The organism is Streptomyces sp. NPDC088812, from assembly GCF_044750285.1.
In the GTDB taxonomy this organism is placed as follows: Bacteria; Actinomycetota; Actinomycetes; order Streptomycetales; family Streptomycetaceae; genus Streptomyces.
Map to the genome: position 1 here is coordinate 397,190 of NZ_JBIVJP010000001.1, position 16,187 is coordinate 413,376.

The 16,187-nt window shown below is 75.9% G+C and carries 11 protein-coding genes and 1 pseudogene; 7 read left to right on the forward strand and 5 right to left on the reverse strand.

Annotated elements, in window-relative coordinates; genetic code table 11:
• Window positions 1-73 precede the first annotated feature (73 nt).
• Together ACIP67_RS01700 and ACIP67_RS01705 are read left to right on the forward strand one after the other, a co-directional pair.
• Complete coding sequence (locus ACIP67_RS01700) at window positions 74-1,759, forward strand: cellulase family glycosylhydrolase (protein WP_401685754.1); 1,686 nt, start codon at window positions 74-76, stop codon at window positions 1,757-1,759.
• Between the two features lie 244 nt (window positions 1,760-2,003).
• Complete coding sequence (locus ACIP67_RS01705; RefSeq protein ID WP_401685757.1) at window positions 2,004-2,849, forward strand: RNA polymerase sigma factor SigF; 846 nt, start codon at window positions 2,004-2,006, stop codon at window positions 2,847-2,849.
• Window positions 2,850-3,126: 277 nt separating this feature from the next.
• Here ACIP67_RS01705 and ACIP67_RS01710 read toward each other — a convergent pair whose 3' ends face one another.
• Window positions 3,127-4,239: a MerR family transcriptional regulator gene (locus ACIP67_RS01710; RefSeq protein ID WP_401685760.1), complete on the reverse strand. Its 1,113-nt coding sequence runs from the start codon at window positions 4,237-4,239 to the stop codon at window positions 3,127-3,129.
• 474 nt (window positions 4,240-4,713) lie between these two features.
• Between ACIP67_RS01710 and ACIP67_RS01715 the strand changes: the two genes are divergently transcribed.
• Window positions 4,714-4,959 carry a WhiB family transcriptional regulator gene (locus ACIP67_RS01715; protein WP_401685763.1) on the forward strand — a complete coding sequence of 82 codons (246 nt, stop codon included), beginning with the start codon at window positions 4,714-4,716 and terminating at the stop codon, window positions 4,957-4,959.
• A 320-nt stretch (window positions 4,960-5,279) separates the two neighbouring features.
• Here the strand turns inward: ACIP67_RS01715 and ACIP67_RS01720 are convergent, their stop codons facing one another.
• The 4 genes and pseudogenes from ACIP67_RS01720 to ACIP67_RS01735 all read right to left on the reverse strand — a co-directional run.
• Window positions 5,280-6,329, reverse strand: a complete 1,050-nt coding sequence (locus ACIP67_RS01720; RefSeq protein WP_401685766.1) for a DUF5914 domain-containing protein — start codon at window positions 6,327-6,329, stop codon at window positions 5,280-5,282.
• Window positions 6,326-7,384 (reverse strand): phytoene/squalene synthase family protein, encoded by a 1,059-nt coding sequence (locus tag ACIP67_RS01725; protein ID WP_401685769.1) that lies wholly within the window; start codon window positions 7,382-7,384, stop codon window positions 6,326-6,328. The genes ACIP67_RS01720 and ACIP67_RS01725 overlap by 4 nt, the downstream gene beginning before the upstream one ends.
• Window positions 7,381-8,928 (reverse strand): phytoene desaturase family protein, encoded by a 1,548-nt coding sequence (gene crtI / locus ACIP67_RS01730; protein WP_401685771.1) that lies wholly within the window; start codon window positions 8,926-8,928, stop codon window positions 7,381-7,383. Before crtI ends, ACIP67_RS01725 begins: the two co-directional genes overlap by 4 nt.
• 449 nt (window positions 8,929-9,377) lie before the next feature.
• Window positions 9,378-10,565: pseudogene (locus ACIP67_RS01735) on the reverse strand (polyprenyl synthetase family protein); the annotation flags it as partial.
• A 521-nt stretch (window positions 10,566-11,086) separates the two neighbouring features.
• Here ACIP67_RS01735 and ACIP67_RS01740 point away from each other — a divergent pair.
• The 4 genes from ACIP67_RS01740 to ACIP67_RS01755 all read left to right on the forward strand — a co-directional run bounded on the left by ACIP67_RS01740 (window position 11,087) and on the right by ACIP67_RS01755 (window position 15,989).
• On the forward strand, window positions 11,087-11,710 hold the full coding sequence (locus ACIP67_RS01740; protein WP_401685773.1) for a sigma-70 family RNA polymerase sigma factor: 624 nt from the start codon (window positions 11,087-11,089) through the stop codon (window positions 11,708-11,710).
• A 570-nt stretch (window positions 11,711-12,280) separates the two neighbouring features.
• Window positions 12,281-13,492, forward strand: coding sequence for a lycopene cyclase family protein (locus ACIP67_RS01745; protein ID WP_401685776.1), 1,212 nt, complete (start codon window positions 12,281-12,283; stop codon window positions 13,490-13,492).
• A gap of 170 nt (window positions 13,493-13,662) precedes the next feature.
• Window positions 13,663-14,394, forward strand: coding sequence for a methyltransferase (locus ACIP67_RS01750; protein WP_401685779.1), 732 nt, complete (start codon window positions 13,663-13,665; stop codon window positions 14,392-14,394).
• The gene (locus ACIP67_RS01755) at window positions 14,391-15,989 is read left to right on the forward strand and encodes an FAD-dependent oxidoreductase (RefSeq protein WP_401685782.1); all 1,599 of its coding nucleotides are present in this window, start codon (window positions 14,391-14,393) and stop codon (window positions 15,987-15,989) included. The genes ACIP67_RS01750 and ACIP67_RS01755 overlap by 4 nt, the downstream gene beginning before the upstream one ends.
• Window positions 15,990-16,187 lie beyond the last annotated feature (198 nt).

A 16,187-nucleotide genomic window follows, 5' to 3' on the forward strand; every position in this document is an offset into this window, starting at 1 on the left:
TGGCTTCATGGGAGCGCTCCCACTCCCTTCCGATGCCGGAGTTCCTTCCTGGCGCTCACTCCCTGGAGCCGCAGTGAGAAGAGCACGCAGCACGACACGAAAGAGGTTCCTGCCCACCCTGGCCGCCCTGCTCGGTCTGGGCGTGGCCGTCGGCCTCCTGGCCCCGGCCGCCGCGCAGGCGGCGGAACCGGCCTCCGTCCGGGCGGCCGAGGCCCCCTCCGCCCAGGCCGTCGGCCTCCACATCGACGACGGCCGCCTGCTGGAGGCCAACGGCAACGATTTCGTCATGCGGGGCGTCAACCACGCCCACACCTGGTACCCGGGCGAGCTCCAGTCGCTGGCCGACATCAAGGCGCTCGGCGCCAACTCCGTCCGCGTGGTCCTCTCCGACGGCTACCGCTGGAGCGAGAACAGCGCGGCCGACGTGGCGAACGTTGTCACCCAGTGCAAGGCCAACCGCCTGATCTGCGTCCTGGAGGTGCACGACACCACCGGCTACGGCGAGGACGCCGCGGCCGGCACCCTCGACCACGCCGCCGACTACTGGATCGGCCTCAAGGACGTGCTCGCCGGCGAGGAGAACCACGTCGTCATCAACATCGGCAACGAGCCCTGGGGCAACACCGACCCCGCGGGCTGGACCGCGCCGACCATCGCCGCGATCCAGAAGCTGCGCGCCGCCGGGTTCGAACACACGATCATGGTGGACGCCCCCAACTGGGGTCAGGACTGGCAGGGCGTCATGCGTGCCAACGCCCAGAGCGTCTACGACGCCGACACCACCGGCAACCTGATCTTCTCGATCCACATGTACAGCGTCTTCGACACGGCGGCGGAGATCACGGACTACCTCAACGCCTTCGTCGCCGCCGGACTGCCCATCCTGATCGGTGAGTTCGGGGGGCCCGCCGACCAGTGGGGCGACCCGGACGAGGACACCATGATGGCCACCGCCGAGGAACTCGACCTCGGCTACCTGGCCTGGTCCTGGAGCGGCAACACCGACCCGATCCTCGACCTGGCGATCGGCTTCGACCCGACGCAGCTCAGCTCCTGGGGCCAGCGCATCTTCAACGGGGCCGACGGCATCGCCCAGACCGCCGAGGAGGCCACCGTCTACAGCGGTACTCCCGGCGACACCCAGGCACCGACGGCGCCCGGTACCCCGGCGGCCTCGGCCGTGACGTCCACCTCCGCCACCCTGACCTGGACCGCGTCCACCGACGACGTCGGCGTGGCCGGCTACGACGTCGTCCGCGTCGACGGCGGCACCGAGACCAGGGTCGCCGTCTCCACGACGAACACCGCCACCGTGACCGGCCTCACCGCCGACACCGCGTACACGTTCGCCGTCTACGCCCGGGACGCGGCCGGCAACCGTTCACCGCGCTCGGCCACGGTCGGCGTCACCACCGCGGAGGACGGCGGAACGCCGGGCGCGTCCTGCTCCGTCGGCTACCGCGTCGTCGGCGAGTGGCCGGGCGGCTTCCAGGGCGAGATCGCGCTCCGCAACACCGGTACCGCCGCCGTCAACGGCTGGACGCTGGTCTTCGCCTTCGCGGACGGCCAGACGGTCACCAACATGTGGGGCGGCACCGCCACCCAGAGCGGCGGCACGGTCAGCGTCACCCCGGCCTCGTACACCACGGCCATCCCCGCCGGCGGCTCGGTCACCGTCGGATTCATCGGAGCCAAGGGCACCACCAACACCGCTCCGACCGCGTTCACCCTCAACGGCACCGCCTGCACCACTGCCTGACCTGCCGTCACCGACGGCTCACGGCAGGCGCGGTCGGCTCGCACCCGGCCGCCGTCCGGAGGCACCCGGTCCGCCCCGGCCGGGTGCCTCATGCGGGTCCGGGCGCCTCAACCACCGTGCGTCAGGAGCCCGATCGCGCCGCTTTTCGCCATCCGAACGCCCATCGAACGAAATTCATGGGTGTGAGCGCCGAGAGTGCGGGCAGGCGGGCGGTGTGCAGATATCGGTCCACCTGGGAGGGAACATGATGACGGAGACGGCGCTGCGGACCGCAACGCACACCGCCGGACTGCCGGAGGTCGCGGATCCGTCGAAGGTGGCTCCGAAGGACGCGCGGCAGCTGACCCGCTTGTTCTTCGCGCAGTTGGCGGTTCTGGAAGAGGGGACGGAGGAATTCCAGTACGCGCGCAACACGCTGATCGAGATGAACATCTCCCTGGTGCGCTACGCGGCCTCGCGGTTCCGCAGCCGTGACCCGGAGGAGATGGAGGACATCGTCCAGGTCGGCGTGATCGGTCTGATCAAGGCGATCGACCGGTTCGAGCTGTCGCGCGAGGTGGAGTTCACCTCCTTCTCGATCCCCTACATCGTGGGCGAGATCAAGCGGTTCTTCCGGGACACCACCTGGGCCGTGCACGTTCCGCGCCGCCTTCAGGAGGCCCGGGTGCAGCTGGCGCGGGCGACGGAGGAACTGAGCAGCCGGCTGGGCCGGACGCCGACGGTGAGCGAGCTGGCGCAGCTCATGAACCTCCCGGAGGAGGAGGTCATCGAGGCGCGCCTGGCGTCCAACGGCTACCGGTCGTCGTCCCTGGACGCCGCCATCGGCGGCAGCGAGGACGGCGAGACCGCCCTGGCCGACTTCATCGGCGACGAGGACGGCGCGCTGGAGCTCGTGGAGGACTTCCACGCCCTCGCCCCGATGATCGCCGAGCTCGACGAACGCTCCCGCCGCATCCTGCACTGGCGGTTCGTGGAGGAAATGACGCAGGCTCAGATAGGCGAGCGTCTCGGGGTGTCGCAGATGCACGTCTCGCGGCTGCTGTCGCGCACGCTGGCCCGACTGCGTGAGGGCATGCTCACCACCGAGTGACCCGCCCCGCCGGGACAACAGGTCTGATACGGCGGCCCGCGCACCGTTCACAGGTGCGCGGGCCGTGGTGCTGTGTCACGGTCGCGGGCCGTCGTGCCGTGTCACGCGCGTGCGGGCCGTCGTGCCGTGTGATGCGTGGGTGCGGCCGTGCTGTGTGACGCGCGTGCGGGCCGTCGTGCCGTGTGACGCGGCGTGTGCTGCCGTGCTGTGTGACGCGCGTGGGGGGCGCCCGTGCTGTGTCAGGCGCGTGCGGCCGTAGTGCCGTGTCACACGCGTGTCACACGTGCGTGGGCCGCAGCGCCGAGTCGTCCCGGACGGCCGGCAGCCCCAGGGGCCCGAGCGGGGGCGTCCCCGGGGCGTCCCGTGAGGTGAGCGCCCGCACCGCATCGCGCAGGCCGGGCGGGCGCAGCAGCCCGGGTCCCCCGGAGCGCCGGCTCCAGCCGGGGCCGCACAACAGCACCAGGCTCTGCGTCCGGGCGCCGCGCACCCCCCACCGGCTGGCGGCGACGTGCTGGGCGAGCGGCAGGCTCGCCGTGGACCGCGACTGCGACCACAGTGCCACCGCCGCGGGACCGACCCGCCGCACCGTCGCGATCACCGCCTCGGCCGGGACCGCGCCGCCGAGCATGAGCGCGGGCACGCCCAGCTCCGCCAGCGCGGCGCCGAGCGCCTCCAGGGGCAGTGTGTGCTGTTCGCCCGGGAGACAGGCCAGCAGCACCGGTGAGGTGCCCGGCCGGTGGTTCTGCCGCGCCCATGACACGTACAGGTGGCGCAGGGTGGCGGAGATGTGCCAGGACAGCAGGTGCTCCACCTCCACGTACCGGTCGCCCGACGACTCCCACTTCCGGCCGACCGCGCGGAGCGTGGGCACCATCACCTCCTCCCAGGCCGTGACCAGCCCGTGGGTGCGGACCGCGGCCGCCAGCTGCTCCTGGACCGCCGACGCGTCGAGCCGGACGGCCGCGCGCGCCAGGCCCCGGCACTCCTGGCGCACGCCCCCCAGCGGCAGACCGCTGGGGGAGCCCGCGTCCAGCTCCGGATCCGGCCCCCGGCCCGCGTCCGGCGCCGGCGGCGGTGCCGGACGCGCCCCGGGACCCCGGGCCGCCTGCCCGTCCACCGTCGCGAGGGCTGCCGTGCCACGGCCGCGGGCGCGTTCCTTCGCGGCGCGCGCTGCCTCGGCGGGACGCACGCCCGAGGCCGTCAGCCGGCACATCTCCTGCACCATGGCCACGTCCTCCGGCGACCAGCGGCGGTGCCTGCCGTCGACCCGTACGGCGGGCCCCAGCCCGTAGCGGCGGTCCCAGGAACGCAGGGTCGTGGGTGACACGCCCACCCTCCGGGCGAGGAAACCGGTCGTCACCCCCACCTCGGCCGTCCCCGGCGTCGGCACGCCGGGGCTCACCTTCACCGGGCACCTCCGCGCCGTACGGCATCTGGAGCGGCGCCGCTTCCCCCGAGGGGGCGGGGCGCCGGGAATCCGCGGCTCACCACAGGTCCTCGCCTCGTCTCGCACGCCGAACGGGCTCCTGGCGGCCCGCGTGGCTCTTACGGTGTTCTCCCGGACGCCGCCGAACGGATGCGGAGCGTTGATCAGGCCGGTGGCGAACTCTCCTCACGCCGGTCGCGCCACGCGTCCGTACCTTCGCCCGTCCTGCCGGACAAACCTGGTGCAAACGGTGGAAGAGTGCCTATATTTCTCCGTACCTCTGCCGGGTCGGCGGTGCTCCGGGCACCGCGGTACCGGGCTGCCCGACGGCACGTCCGGCCGACTGCGGAGGTTGTGATGAAGTCTTCTCCCCGTGACGGCCCTCGCGCGCCGCTCCTCGGCGACGCCCCGGGCCCCGGACGGGACGGGAGGTGGCGCGTGAACTGGCGTGAGGCCGCGGCCTGCCGCTCCGAGGACCCCGAGCTCTTCTTCCCGGTCGGTGAGGACGGCCCGGCACGCCGGCAGATCGAGCAGGCACGCGCGGTCTGCCGACGCTGTCCCGTCCTCGTGCCCTGCGCCTCCTGGGCGCTGCGCAACGCCGAGCGGGACGGTGTGTGGGGCGCGATGACGGCCGGCGAACGCCGGGACGTGCTCTTCCGGCGCAGAACCGGCAGCGGTCCCTGAGCCGGGGTGGCCCTGAGCCGGGGTGGCCTTGAGCCGGGGTGGCCCTGAGCCGGGGCGGCCCGCGCCGCCTTGTCCGGCGGCCCTGTCCGGGCTGTACCCTCCGGCCGTCCCCGCGATCGCCCTGCCCAGCCGCCGTCCCCGCCGCCGGCCCGAGGCCATTCGCCGAACCAGGCCGGCTGCCCCTGCCCGACCCGTCCCTGCCCGACCCGTCCCTGCCCACTCCGGCCGCCCCCGGTTTGGCCCGACCTCGGCCCGGCTTCGGTCCCGGCCGGGCCCCCGGCGTGCCCGTGGGGTGCGGATGGCGCCCGGACCGCGGTGGCTCAGCCGGGGAACCGGCCCGTGGACCGCAGGTGCCAGCGTCGTTCGGCGTAGGCCAGGTCGTCCCGCCACAGGCGGCCGGCGGCGGCCCGTACGAGGGGCCGCAGCAGCGGGGCCATCGCGCGGGCCGCGGCGAAGCCGGGACGGTCCGAGGCGGCCACGACCGCCTCGACGACCGCCGTCCGCGGCCGGCCCAGGGCGTCCGGGCCCAGCGGGGTGGCGTGTGTCTCGACCACCGACCCCTGCCCCTCGCCCTCCGTGATGTGCATGACGACCGTGCGCGGCTCGGGCGCGGTGAACACCGCCCGGACCGGTACGACGAGCCGTCCGGCCAGCTTGAAGGAGACGTCGACGGCGAAGCCGTCCCCGTCCGCCACCCCGTCCCCGGCCTCCTGCCCGCCCGCGCCGGCCGGGGAGGTCCCGGGAGCGTCGACGACGGTCAGGTCGACGAAGGAGTACGGGTGGAACCAGGCGCCGTGCCAGGGATCCAGCCGGTTGGCGACGACGTCCTCCGGTTCGCAGGTGCCGACGCCCACGTAGACGGCCGACACCGCGTCCGACAGGGCGGGCCTGACCGGTACGACCGGCTCGTCCAGGGGCGGCTCGCCGCCCACGGCGTCCAGCCGTACCCACACCAGCACGCCGTCGTCGTGCACCGGCAGCGGCTCCCAGCCCGCGAACGGGCCGCCGCGCAGGGCGAGCCCGTGCCAGTGGCAGACCAGGGTTCCGCAGCGCACCGGGCTGTCCCGGAGCGGCGCGCCGAGGTGGGGGCAGACGCCGGGCCCGGCGACCAGCCGGCGGGCCCCGTCGCGCCAGACGACGACCTCCCGGCCGGCGACCGTCCGGCCGAGGGGCCGGTCGTCGCGCACGTCGCGGGTGGCCCCGACGACGTACCAGTTGCCCGAGGGGCGTGCCTGGGCGCGCTTGAGCGCCCGGGCGATCACGGCCGGGCGCGCCTCGCGCCAGGTCGGGCGCTGCCGTTCCCAGCCCACCGGGTTCCTGCGCAGCGACAGCGGGAACCGTCCGCGCCGGACGGGACGGTCGGGGCTCACGCGGCCTCCTCGGGCAGCCGTTCGGACGAGGCCGGGAAGCCGGACGACGGCCCCCGGGACGGCCCGGTCACACCGACGGGCGGCCGCCCCGGCTCGGGCGGCGGTGTCCGGCGTGCCCCGGTACGCGCCACCGTGCGGGCGGCGGCCAGGCGCAGCAGTCCGTCGGCGGCCACCGCGGCCCGCCGTCGGCGGGACACCACGGCACGGCGGTGCAGCACCGCGTACCCGCCGTCGGCGACCGCGTCCAGGATGCCCCCGTACAGCACGAAGGCCGTGCGGATGCACGGGCGGGACACCGGGTCGAGCAGGGCCAGCCCGGGCGCCGCCTCGCGGTAGACGCCGCGGGTCAGTTCCTCGAAGGCCCTGAGCGCCTCGGTGATCCGCCGGTCGGGCCGGCCGGTGGCGCGGCTCCAGGCCAGCAGCCCGCGGTCCACGCCGTGCGCGCCCAGCAGGTCGGCGGGCAGGTAGACACGGCCGCGGTCGAGGTCCTCGCCCACGTCCCGCAGGAAGTTGGTCAGCTGGAAGGCGACGCCCAGGGCCGCCGCGTGGGGGGCGGCCTCCTCGCGCGGGACGACGGTTCCGAGGACCGGCAGCATCTGCAACCCGATCACCGCGGCGGAGCCGTGCATGTACGCGCGCAGGTCGTCGTAGGTCGGATAGTCGGTGACCTCCAGGTCGCTGCGCATGGCGGCCATGAAGTCGGTGAAGTGCCGGTGGTCGATGGCGTACCGGCGGGCCGTGTCGGCGAGCGCCAGGACCACCGGTTCGGTGCTGCCGCCGTCGCGCAGCCCCCGCTCCAGGCCCGCCTGGAGACGCCCGAGGTCCTTCGCGCGGCGCTGGCGCGGCACGCCGTCGTCCAGGGAGTCGACGATGTCGTCCGCCCAGCGGGCGAAGCCGTAGAGGGCGTGGACGGCGGGCCGCCGTTCGACGGGCAGCAGCCGGGTGGCGAGGAAGTACGTCCTGCCGTGGCGGGCGTTGAGCGCGCGGCAGCGCGTGTAGGCGTCGCGCAGCGCCGGATCCGTGATGCCCGCCGCGTCGAGTTCACGGCCGGTCATGAGTGCGTTCCTTCCGGTGTGGCCCGCGCGCCGGGGCGGCGGCCGGGGGCGGGGGAGGGGCGCCCGGTGATGCGGGCCGCGGCGAGCTTGCCGGACAGCAGGACGGTCGGCACGCCGACGCCCGGGGTGGTGCCGCACCCGGCGAGCACGGCGTTCTCGGTGCCGCGGACCAGGTTGCGCGGGCGGAACGGGCCGGTCTGGGCGAAGGTGTGGGCCGCCGAGAAGGGCGTGCCCGCCGTGTGCCCCCTGGCCTGCCAGTCGGCGGGGGTGACGAGGGTCTGGTCCTCGACGGACGCGGCGAGGCCGTCGAGCCCGCGCCGCTCCAGCTCCCCCAGGAGGCTGTCGCGGTACCGCGGTGCCAGCTCGCCCCAGGCGGCCGCGTCCGGCCCGATGTCGGTGTTCGGGCAGGGGGCGAGGATGTAGTGCAGGTGGTGGCCGGGCGGCGCGAGCGTAGGGTCGGTGGCCGTGGGGCGGGTGACGAGCAGCGACGGGTCGCTCATCAGGCGGCCGGTGCGGGTGAGTTCGTCGAAGGTGCCGTGCCACCGTGCGCCGAACGACAGCGTGTGGTGCGCGAGGCGGGGCCACGTCCGGTCCGTCCCCGCGTGCAGGACGACGGCCGACGGCGCGTGCCGGAGGCGCAGGGGGCGGCGCGGCGTTCGGCCGAGGAGGCGGTAGGCGACCGGCAGGTCCGGGGTGAGGACGACCGCGTCGCACGGGATGCGCTCGTGGGCGGTGACGACGGCGGTGATCCGGTCGCCGTCGCCAGAGCGCTCCAGCCGGGTGACGTCCCGTCCGAACCGCAGGTCGGCGCCCGCGTCCGCGGCGGCGTCCGCCATGGCCCGCGGCAGCGCGTGCATGCCGCCGCGCGGGAAGTACACGCCGGCGACGGTGTCCATGTAGGCGATGACGGCGTACGCGGCGAGGGCGCGGGCGGGCGGGACACCCGCGTACAGCGACTGGAAGGAGAAGACGCGGCGCAGGCGTTCGTCGCGCAGGTGGCGGCCGATCCGCGCGTCCAGCCGGCCGAACCCGCCGAGCGCGGCCAGCCGGGCCAGGTCGGGGGTGAGCAGGTGCAGGGGCGAGTCGAAGTTGGTGTCGATGAAGCGCCGCATCTGGACCCGGTACAGCTGCTCCAGCCAGTGCCGCAGCCGCCGGTAGCCGGCGGCCTCCGCGCCGCCCGCGAACCGCTCGACCTCCGCCTCCATCGCGTCCGCGTCGGTGTGCACGTCGACGCTGCTGCCGTCGGCGAAGAGGGCCCGGTAGGCCGGGTGCAGGGGGACGAGGTCGACGCGGGCGCGCAGGCTGTCGCCGACCGCGGCGAACGCCTCGTCGGCGAGGTCCGGCATGGTGAGCACGGTGGGACCGGTGTCGATGCGGTAGCCGCCGCGCACCAGGCGCCCGGCGCGGCCGCCGGGCAGCGGGTCGCGCTCGACGACGGTGACCCGTCGTCCGGCGCCGAGCAGGTGCAGCGCCGCGGCCAGGCCGGAGAGCCCGGCGCCCACCACCACGACGTGGTCCGTGCGCCCGGGGACGGTCCGCGTCATCGCGCGGCTCCCTCGGCGCCGATGCGCAGCAGGAGGGCGTAGGACGCGTCGTCCTCGGGCCGCACGGGGGAGCACGTGGGCCGGGCGGCGCCGGGCGGTGACGCCGGGGGCTGGGTGGAGGCGGGGGGCGGTGGGGCGGCGGAGGGTCCTGAGGACTGCGGGGAGGGGGCCGCGGTGGTGGCGGGCCGTGGGGCCGGCGAGGGCGGGGAAGCGTCCTGGGGGCCCGCCCCCGCCGGGGGAGTGTCCTGGGGGCCCGCCCCCGCCGGGGGAGTGTCCTGGGGGCCCGATGCCGCCGGGGGAGCGTCCCGGGGGCCCGATGCCGCCGGGGGAGCGTCCCGGGGGCCCGATGCCGCCGGGGTGGCTCCGGCGGTCGCCGGAGGGGCGCCGGCGGTTTCGGGGGTGGCGCCCGCCGTTTCCGCGATGGTGCCGGCCGTTTCCGGGGTGGTGCCGGCCGTTTCCGGGGTGGCGCCGGCCGTGGCGTGGAGCAGCTCCCGCAGGCGCGCGCGGCCCTCCGGCTCCAGTGCCGCGGAGTCGAGGTGACGCATGCCCCGGGCGACCAGCCGGTCGATCCTCGCCTCGACGGCGTCGCGCGCGCCGGTCGTGACGAGGACGTCGCGCACCTCGGCGAGCCGGCTGTCGGACAGGTCGGCACGGCCGAGGGAGTGCCGCAGCAGCGCGAGCGCGCGCCGGTCGCCGGCCGCCTCGGCCCGGGCCCGCGCCACGGCGGTCAGGTAGGTGGGCTTGCCGGTCCGGATGTCGCCGCCGGAGGGCTTGCCGGTGTGCCGAGGGTCGCCGAAGACGTCGCGGAGGTCGTCACGGAGCTGGAAGGCGATCCCGACGCACCGGCCCGCCGCGCACAGGGCCCCGGCCCGCGCGGGATCGGCGCCCGCCAGGGCGGCTCCGAGGGCCAGCGGACGCTCCACCGAGTACAGGGCGCTCTTGAGGCAGGCGGCGCGGATCGCGCGGGCCGCGGAGCGGGCGCCCGTGGCCTGCCCCTGGACGTCCAGGTACTGGCCGGCCACCATCTCGGTGCGCATGGCGCTCCACAGCTCGCGCACCGCGCGGGCCGTGACCGGCGCCAGCTCGGTGGCCGCGACGACGTCGTCGGCCCATGCCAGCGCCAGGTCCCCGGCGAGCACGGCCGCGGCCTCGCCGAAGCGCGGGCCGTGCTCCGGCGGGACGGTGCCGGCGTACTGGGCGGCGACGTCGGCGTGCAGGGCGAGCCGGCCGCGCCGCAGCCGCGAGCCGTCCATCACGTCGTCATGGACCAGTGCGCACGTCTGGATCAGTTCGAGGGCGGCGCCGACGCGCAGCGCGGCCTCCGCGGCGCCGGGCCCGCCGCCGCAGGCGCGCAGCGCCCACCACACGAAGCGCGGCCGCATGCGCTTGCCGCCCTCCAGGGTGCAGCGGACGACGCGTTCGGCCAGGTCGCGGGCGAACACCGGGTCCAGGGCGGCGGCGTGCTCGGAGCGTTCGGCCAGGAGGTGGTCGAGGACGCGTCCCACGGCTCCGGGCACGTCGCCGTCGATGGCGGGCAGGTCGTTCACGTCCAGGGGGAAGAGGGCGGGCATGGCGCCTTCCGGTCGGCTGTCGGGGGAGGGGCCGCGCTCACCCGCGCGGGACGAGGGGGCGCCCATCAGGGGCGAGGGGTCGCCCGCGCGGGACGAGGGGTTGCCCATCAGGGGCGAGGGGTCGCCCGCGCGGGACGAGGCCACCAGGGACGGGCGGTGGCCCGCGCGGTGTCGCGGGGGCACGAGCGGAGCGCCGGGCGGCGGCCCGGCCAGGGGGTGTTCCTTCGCCTTGCTCGGGCGCATCCCGGTTCCTCTCGTCGTGATCGGAGTCGGCCCACACTGAACGCATTCCGCGTCGGAGACGGGCACGGATGCGCCAACCGGGGGACAGCCGTGCTTCGTTCCCGCCCGGCGACGGGCGGCCGGGACGGCGAGAGCGGGGCGACGCGGCGTACCGGACCAGCCGACGCGCGCGATAACGATGCACAGTCGACGCAAGTTGATGCATCGATTGCCCGCTTCGCAGGGTGGAGGAGCCGCGGTCGCTCCGTGCGACCGGCACCCCGGAACCGGCGAGGTGGACGGCCCCGGCTAGGGGCCGCGCCTCAGGGACGGGCCGGACACCGCCCGCACGAGGAGCAGACACCATGACCGCACAGCAGGCCGCCCGGCCCACCATCGACACCGTTCCGCTGTGGGCCCCGACCGAGGACGCCCTCGCCGACGACGAACTCGCCGCGGGCTTCGCCGCCGGTGACGAGGCCTGCCTGGCCGCCGCCTACCACCGGTACGGGTCCCTGGTCCTCACCCTGGCGCGACGCTCACTCGGGGACGCCCGGGAGGCGGAGGACGTGACGCAGACCGTGTTCCTGGCCGCCTGGCGGGGACGCGCCGGGTTCCTGCCGGACCGAGGCGCCCTCTCCGCCTGGCTCGTCGGCATCACCCGCCGCAAGGTCGCCGACGCGCTGTCGGCCCGGACGCGCCGCGCCGAACTCGTCGCGGCGGCCGGCGCGCGGATGTCCGTCACCACAGGTGACCGCCACATCCCCGACGCCGTGCTCGACCGCGTCCTGCTCGGACACGAACTCGCCAAGCTGCCCGCCCCGCAACGCCGTGTCCTCACCCTCGCCTTCTACGACGACCTGACGCAGACCCAGATCGCCGAACTCACCGGCTGGCCCCTGGGCACGGTCAAGAGCCACGCCCGGCGCGGACTGCACCGGCTCGGCCGCTGCCTGGAGCACGACGGCCTGTACGCGAACGCCGGGTGACCCGCGTGGGCGGTGACCCACGTGGGCGGGGACGATGCGACGCGGAAACGATGCGGTAACGATGCGACAGGGGCAGCTGTTCGGCCGGGCACCCGCACGGCGGCGGGCCGACGCGCCTCGGCCCGAGCCGCGAGACGACCGCCGGACGGCACGACACCTCGGCCACCGGCGACCAGAGCCGCCACGACGACCTGCCGTGGCGACCTGAGCCGCCACGACGACCTGGCGTGGCGACCCGAGCCGCCACGACGACCTGGCGTGGCGACCCGAGCCGCCACGACGACCTGGCGTGGCGACCCGAGCCGCCACGACGACGGCGAGCCTTCACGGCGACGGCGGCCTTCACGGCGACGGCGGGCCTTCACGGCGACTTGCCATGGCGACGGCGAGCCGGCCACCGGCAACACGGGCGTACGGCCGGAAGCGACACCCCGGCCACCGGCAGCACAGCCCCGGGCACCGGCAGCGCAACCCCGACGGCCCAGCGTGGCCCGCATCCGGACGGGGTGCCGAGCAGGAATGCTTCCCACGGGAGCACACCGGACGACGCGCGCAGGGAGGGAGCGGCTCGTGCTGGAGGCGGAGGTCGCCATCGTGGGCGCGGGAGCCGCGGGGCTGTCCCTCGCCCACCGGCTGTCGCGCCCCGCCCCCGGGGCAGGCCGCCCGTCGGTGGTCCTGGTGGACGCCCCGCCGGGACCGCTGCGCCCGCCGCGACGGACCTGGTGCTTCTGGGAGGCGGGCCCGGGACCGTACGACGCCGCGCTGACCACGCAGTGGGAGCGGCTGCGGATCCACACCCCCGAGGGCCGGACCGTCGAGGACGGCATCGCACCGCTGCGCTACAAGATGCTCCGCTCCGACGACTTCGAGGCGCTCGTCGCCCGCGATCTCGCGGGCAGCGACGACGTCCGCCGCCTGGAGGCGACCGTCGAGACGGTGCGCGCGGCGGCCGACGGAGCCGAGGTCCGTGCCCGCGCCGACGACGGCCGCCCGCTGACCGTACGCGCCCGCTGGGTCTTCGACTCCCGGCCTCCCGGCAGCCTCCCGGCGGCCCGCACCACCCTGTTGCAGCACTTCCACGGCTGGTTCGTGCGCACCGCCCGGCCCGTCTTCGACCCCGGCACGGTCGGGCTCATGGACTTCCGGGTCCCGCAGCCGTCCCACGGACTGGCCTTCGGCTACGTCCTGCCGACCGGCCGCCGTGACGCGCTCGTGGAGTACACCGAGTTCTCCCGCGCCGTCCTGCCCCGTCAGGACTACGAGGCCGCGCTGCGCCACTACACCGAGGACGTGCTCCGCCTCGGCCCGGTCCACGTCGCCTCGACGGAGACCGGGGTGATCCCCATGACCGACGCGCGGTTCCCCCGCCGCGCCGCACCGTCGGTCTTCCGCATCGGCGCCGCCGGCGGGGCCACCCGGCCGTCGACGGGCTACACCTTCTCCGCCGTCCAGCGGCAGACGAGGGCCGTCGCGGAAGCCCTCCGGGCGGGCCGCCACCCGCTGCCGCCCGCACCCCACTCGGCCCGCTCCCGCGCGATGGACGCCGTGATGCTGCGCGCCCTGGACAGCGGCCGGGTCGACGGCGCCGCGTTCTTCGCGAGGCTCTTCTCGCACGTCCCGATGGAGCGGCTGCTGCGCTTCCTCGACGGCCGCACCCGCCTCCACGAGGACCTCGCCGTCGGCGCCCGCACCCCCGTTCTGCCGATGCTCCGCTCCGCCGCCGAGCTGCCCTTCCTGCCCCGCAGGCCCTTTCCCGGCCCCGGCCCCGGCCCCGGCCCGTGACCGCCGCCGGGGAAGCGCTCGTGCACCGGCTGGGCCCCGGCCCGGCCGGGTTCCCGCTCCGGTGGGGCCCCGGCCCCGGCCGGGTTCCCGCACCGGCGGCGGGCCCCTGCCCCCGCCGGGCCCCTGCCCCGCCCGCCCCCGCCGCCCCCGCCCCCGACCGAGGAGACCGCATGACCCTGCTGCGCGACGCGGAGCTGGCCGCCGCGTTCGACCATGCCGCTCGCAGCTACGACACCCTGGTCGCCGTCAACCCCGGCTACCACGCCCATCTGCGCCGCTCCGCACGCCGTCTCGGTCTGCCCCACGGCGGCAGAGGGCTGCGCGTCCTGGACCTCGGCTGCGGTACCGGCGCCTCGACGGCCGCGCTCGCCGCCGTCCTGCCCGGCGCCCGGATCACCGGCGTGGACGCCTCCGCCGGCATGCTGCACCGGGCGGCCGGCAAACGGTGGCGGGCGGGGGTGACCTTCGTGCACGCCCCTGTGGAACGCCTGGCGGAGGCGGGCCTGGCGGGGCCGTTCGACGCCGTGTTCGCGGCCTACCTCTTCCGCAACGCAGCCGACCCCGACGCGGTGCTGGCGGCGGTGCGCGACGTGCTGGCGCCGAACGGACGGCTGGCCGTGCACGAGTACACCCTCAGCGGTCGGCCCGCGCACCGCGCGGTGTGGACGGCGGTGTGCCGCGGGCTGGTCCTGCCCGTCGCGACCCTCCTGGACGACGGCGCCCTGTACCGCCACCTGTGGCACAGCGTGCTGCGGTTCGACACGGCGGCCGGCTTCGCCGACCGGGTCCGCTCGGCCGGGTTCGGGCACGTACGGGTGCTCCCCCTGCCGGGATGGCAGACCGGCATCACCCATACGGTCGTCGCCCGCCGCCCCGGCCTCCGCTCGGCGGGCGAGCGATGACCGGGCCCCGGCGTCCGGACGCGACGCGCCACGGCAGGGACCGGCGGGCACGGAGGCTGTCCCCTGCCGGGGGCATGCCGCGCGTCACCGGTGACCGCCGCCCGACGACCGCCGTCGTGGGCGGCGGCATCGCCGGCCTGGCGGCCGCGACCGCCCTGGCCGAACGGGGCGTGCACGTCACGCTCCACGAACGCGAACCCGCCCTCGGGGGACGGCTGGCGGGCCGGCCGACCACCCTCGCCGACGGCTCCACCGTCACCATGAGCCGCGGCTTCCACGCGTTCTTCCGTCAGTACTACAACCTGCGCGGCCTGTTGCGGCGCACCGATCCCGGACTCGCCCGCCTGAGGGCGCTGCCCGACTACCCGCTGCGGCACAGCGACGGGCTGCACGACAGCTTCCGGCACGTCCCGCGCACCCCGCCGTGGAGCGCGCTCGGATTCGTCGCCCTGAGCCCCACCTTCCGGCCGCGCGACCTCGCCCGGATGGACCCGGTCGCGGCGCTGCCCCTCCTCGACGTCCGCGTGCCCGACGTGTACGAGCGGTTCGACGGCGTCAGCGCCCACGACTTCCTCCGGTCGATCCGCTTCCCCGAGGCCGCGCACCACCTCGCCTTCGAGGTGTTCTCCCGCAGCTTCTTCGCCGATCCCCGGGAACTGTCGGCGGCGGAGATGGTGCTGATGTTCCACATCTACTTCCTCGGCTCCGCCGAGGGCCTGCTCTTCGACGTACCCGGCGACCCCTTCCCCGCCGCCCTGTGGGACCCCCTCGCCGGCTATCTGCGCGGCCACGGCGCCGACCTGCGCACCGCCACCCCCGTCGAGAGCGTCGAACCCACCCCGGACGGCGGTTTCGTCGTGGCCACGGACGAGGAGGAGCGGCGGTACGACACCGTGGTGCTGGCCCTGGACACGGGCGGCCTGCGCGCCCTCGTCGGCCGCTCCCCGCGCCTGGCCGACGCCGCGTGGCGGGAACGCGTCGCCCGGCTGCGCACCGCGCCGCCGTTCCTCGTGAGCCGCCTGTGGCTGGACCGTCGCGTCGCCGCCGACCGGCCCGGCTTCCTGGGCACCAGCGGCTACGGCACCCTCGACAACGTCAGTGTGCTGGAGCGCTGGGAGTCGGAGGCGGCCCGCTGGAGCGCCCGCCGCGGCGGATCCGTCGTGGAACTGCACGCGTACGCCCTGCCGGACGGCGCGGTCCGCGACGTCGAGCAGAAGCGGCTGCTCGCGCAACTGCACCGGGTGTACCCGGAGACCCACGCGGCGACGGTCGTCGACGAACGCCACGAGTGGCGGGCCGACTGCCCGCTGTTCCCGGTCGGCGGCCACGGCGACCGGCCGACCGTACGCACCGGCGACCCGGGCCTGGTGGTGGCCGGCGACCTGGTCCGCACGGATCTGCCGGTGGCCCTCATGGAACGCGCGGCCACCAGCGGCTTCCTCGCCGCCAACGCCCTGCTGGAGCGCTGGGGCGTCCGGGGCCAGACCCTGTGGACCGTTCCCGACCGCGGACGCGGAGCGGCACTGCGGCTGCTCGCGCGGTGGGGCGCCGACCGGTCCAGGCCGGTCGGCGGCGACACACAGGGAACACCGTGACCGGCCACCCCACACCCCCGGACGCGCTTCCTGGCACGCCGTCACACCGGAGCCGCCGCATAGGAGCCGACGCACTGGAGCCGACGCACTGGAGTCGACGCACTGGAGTCGTCGTACCGGAGTCGTCACGCCGGAGGGGCGTCGGCGCCCGCAGGGATGAGGTGACGGGACCGGGGTAGACGCGTCGGTACACAGGCC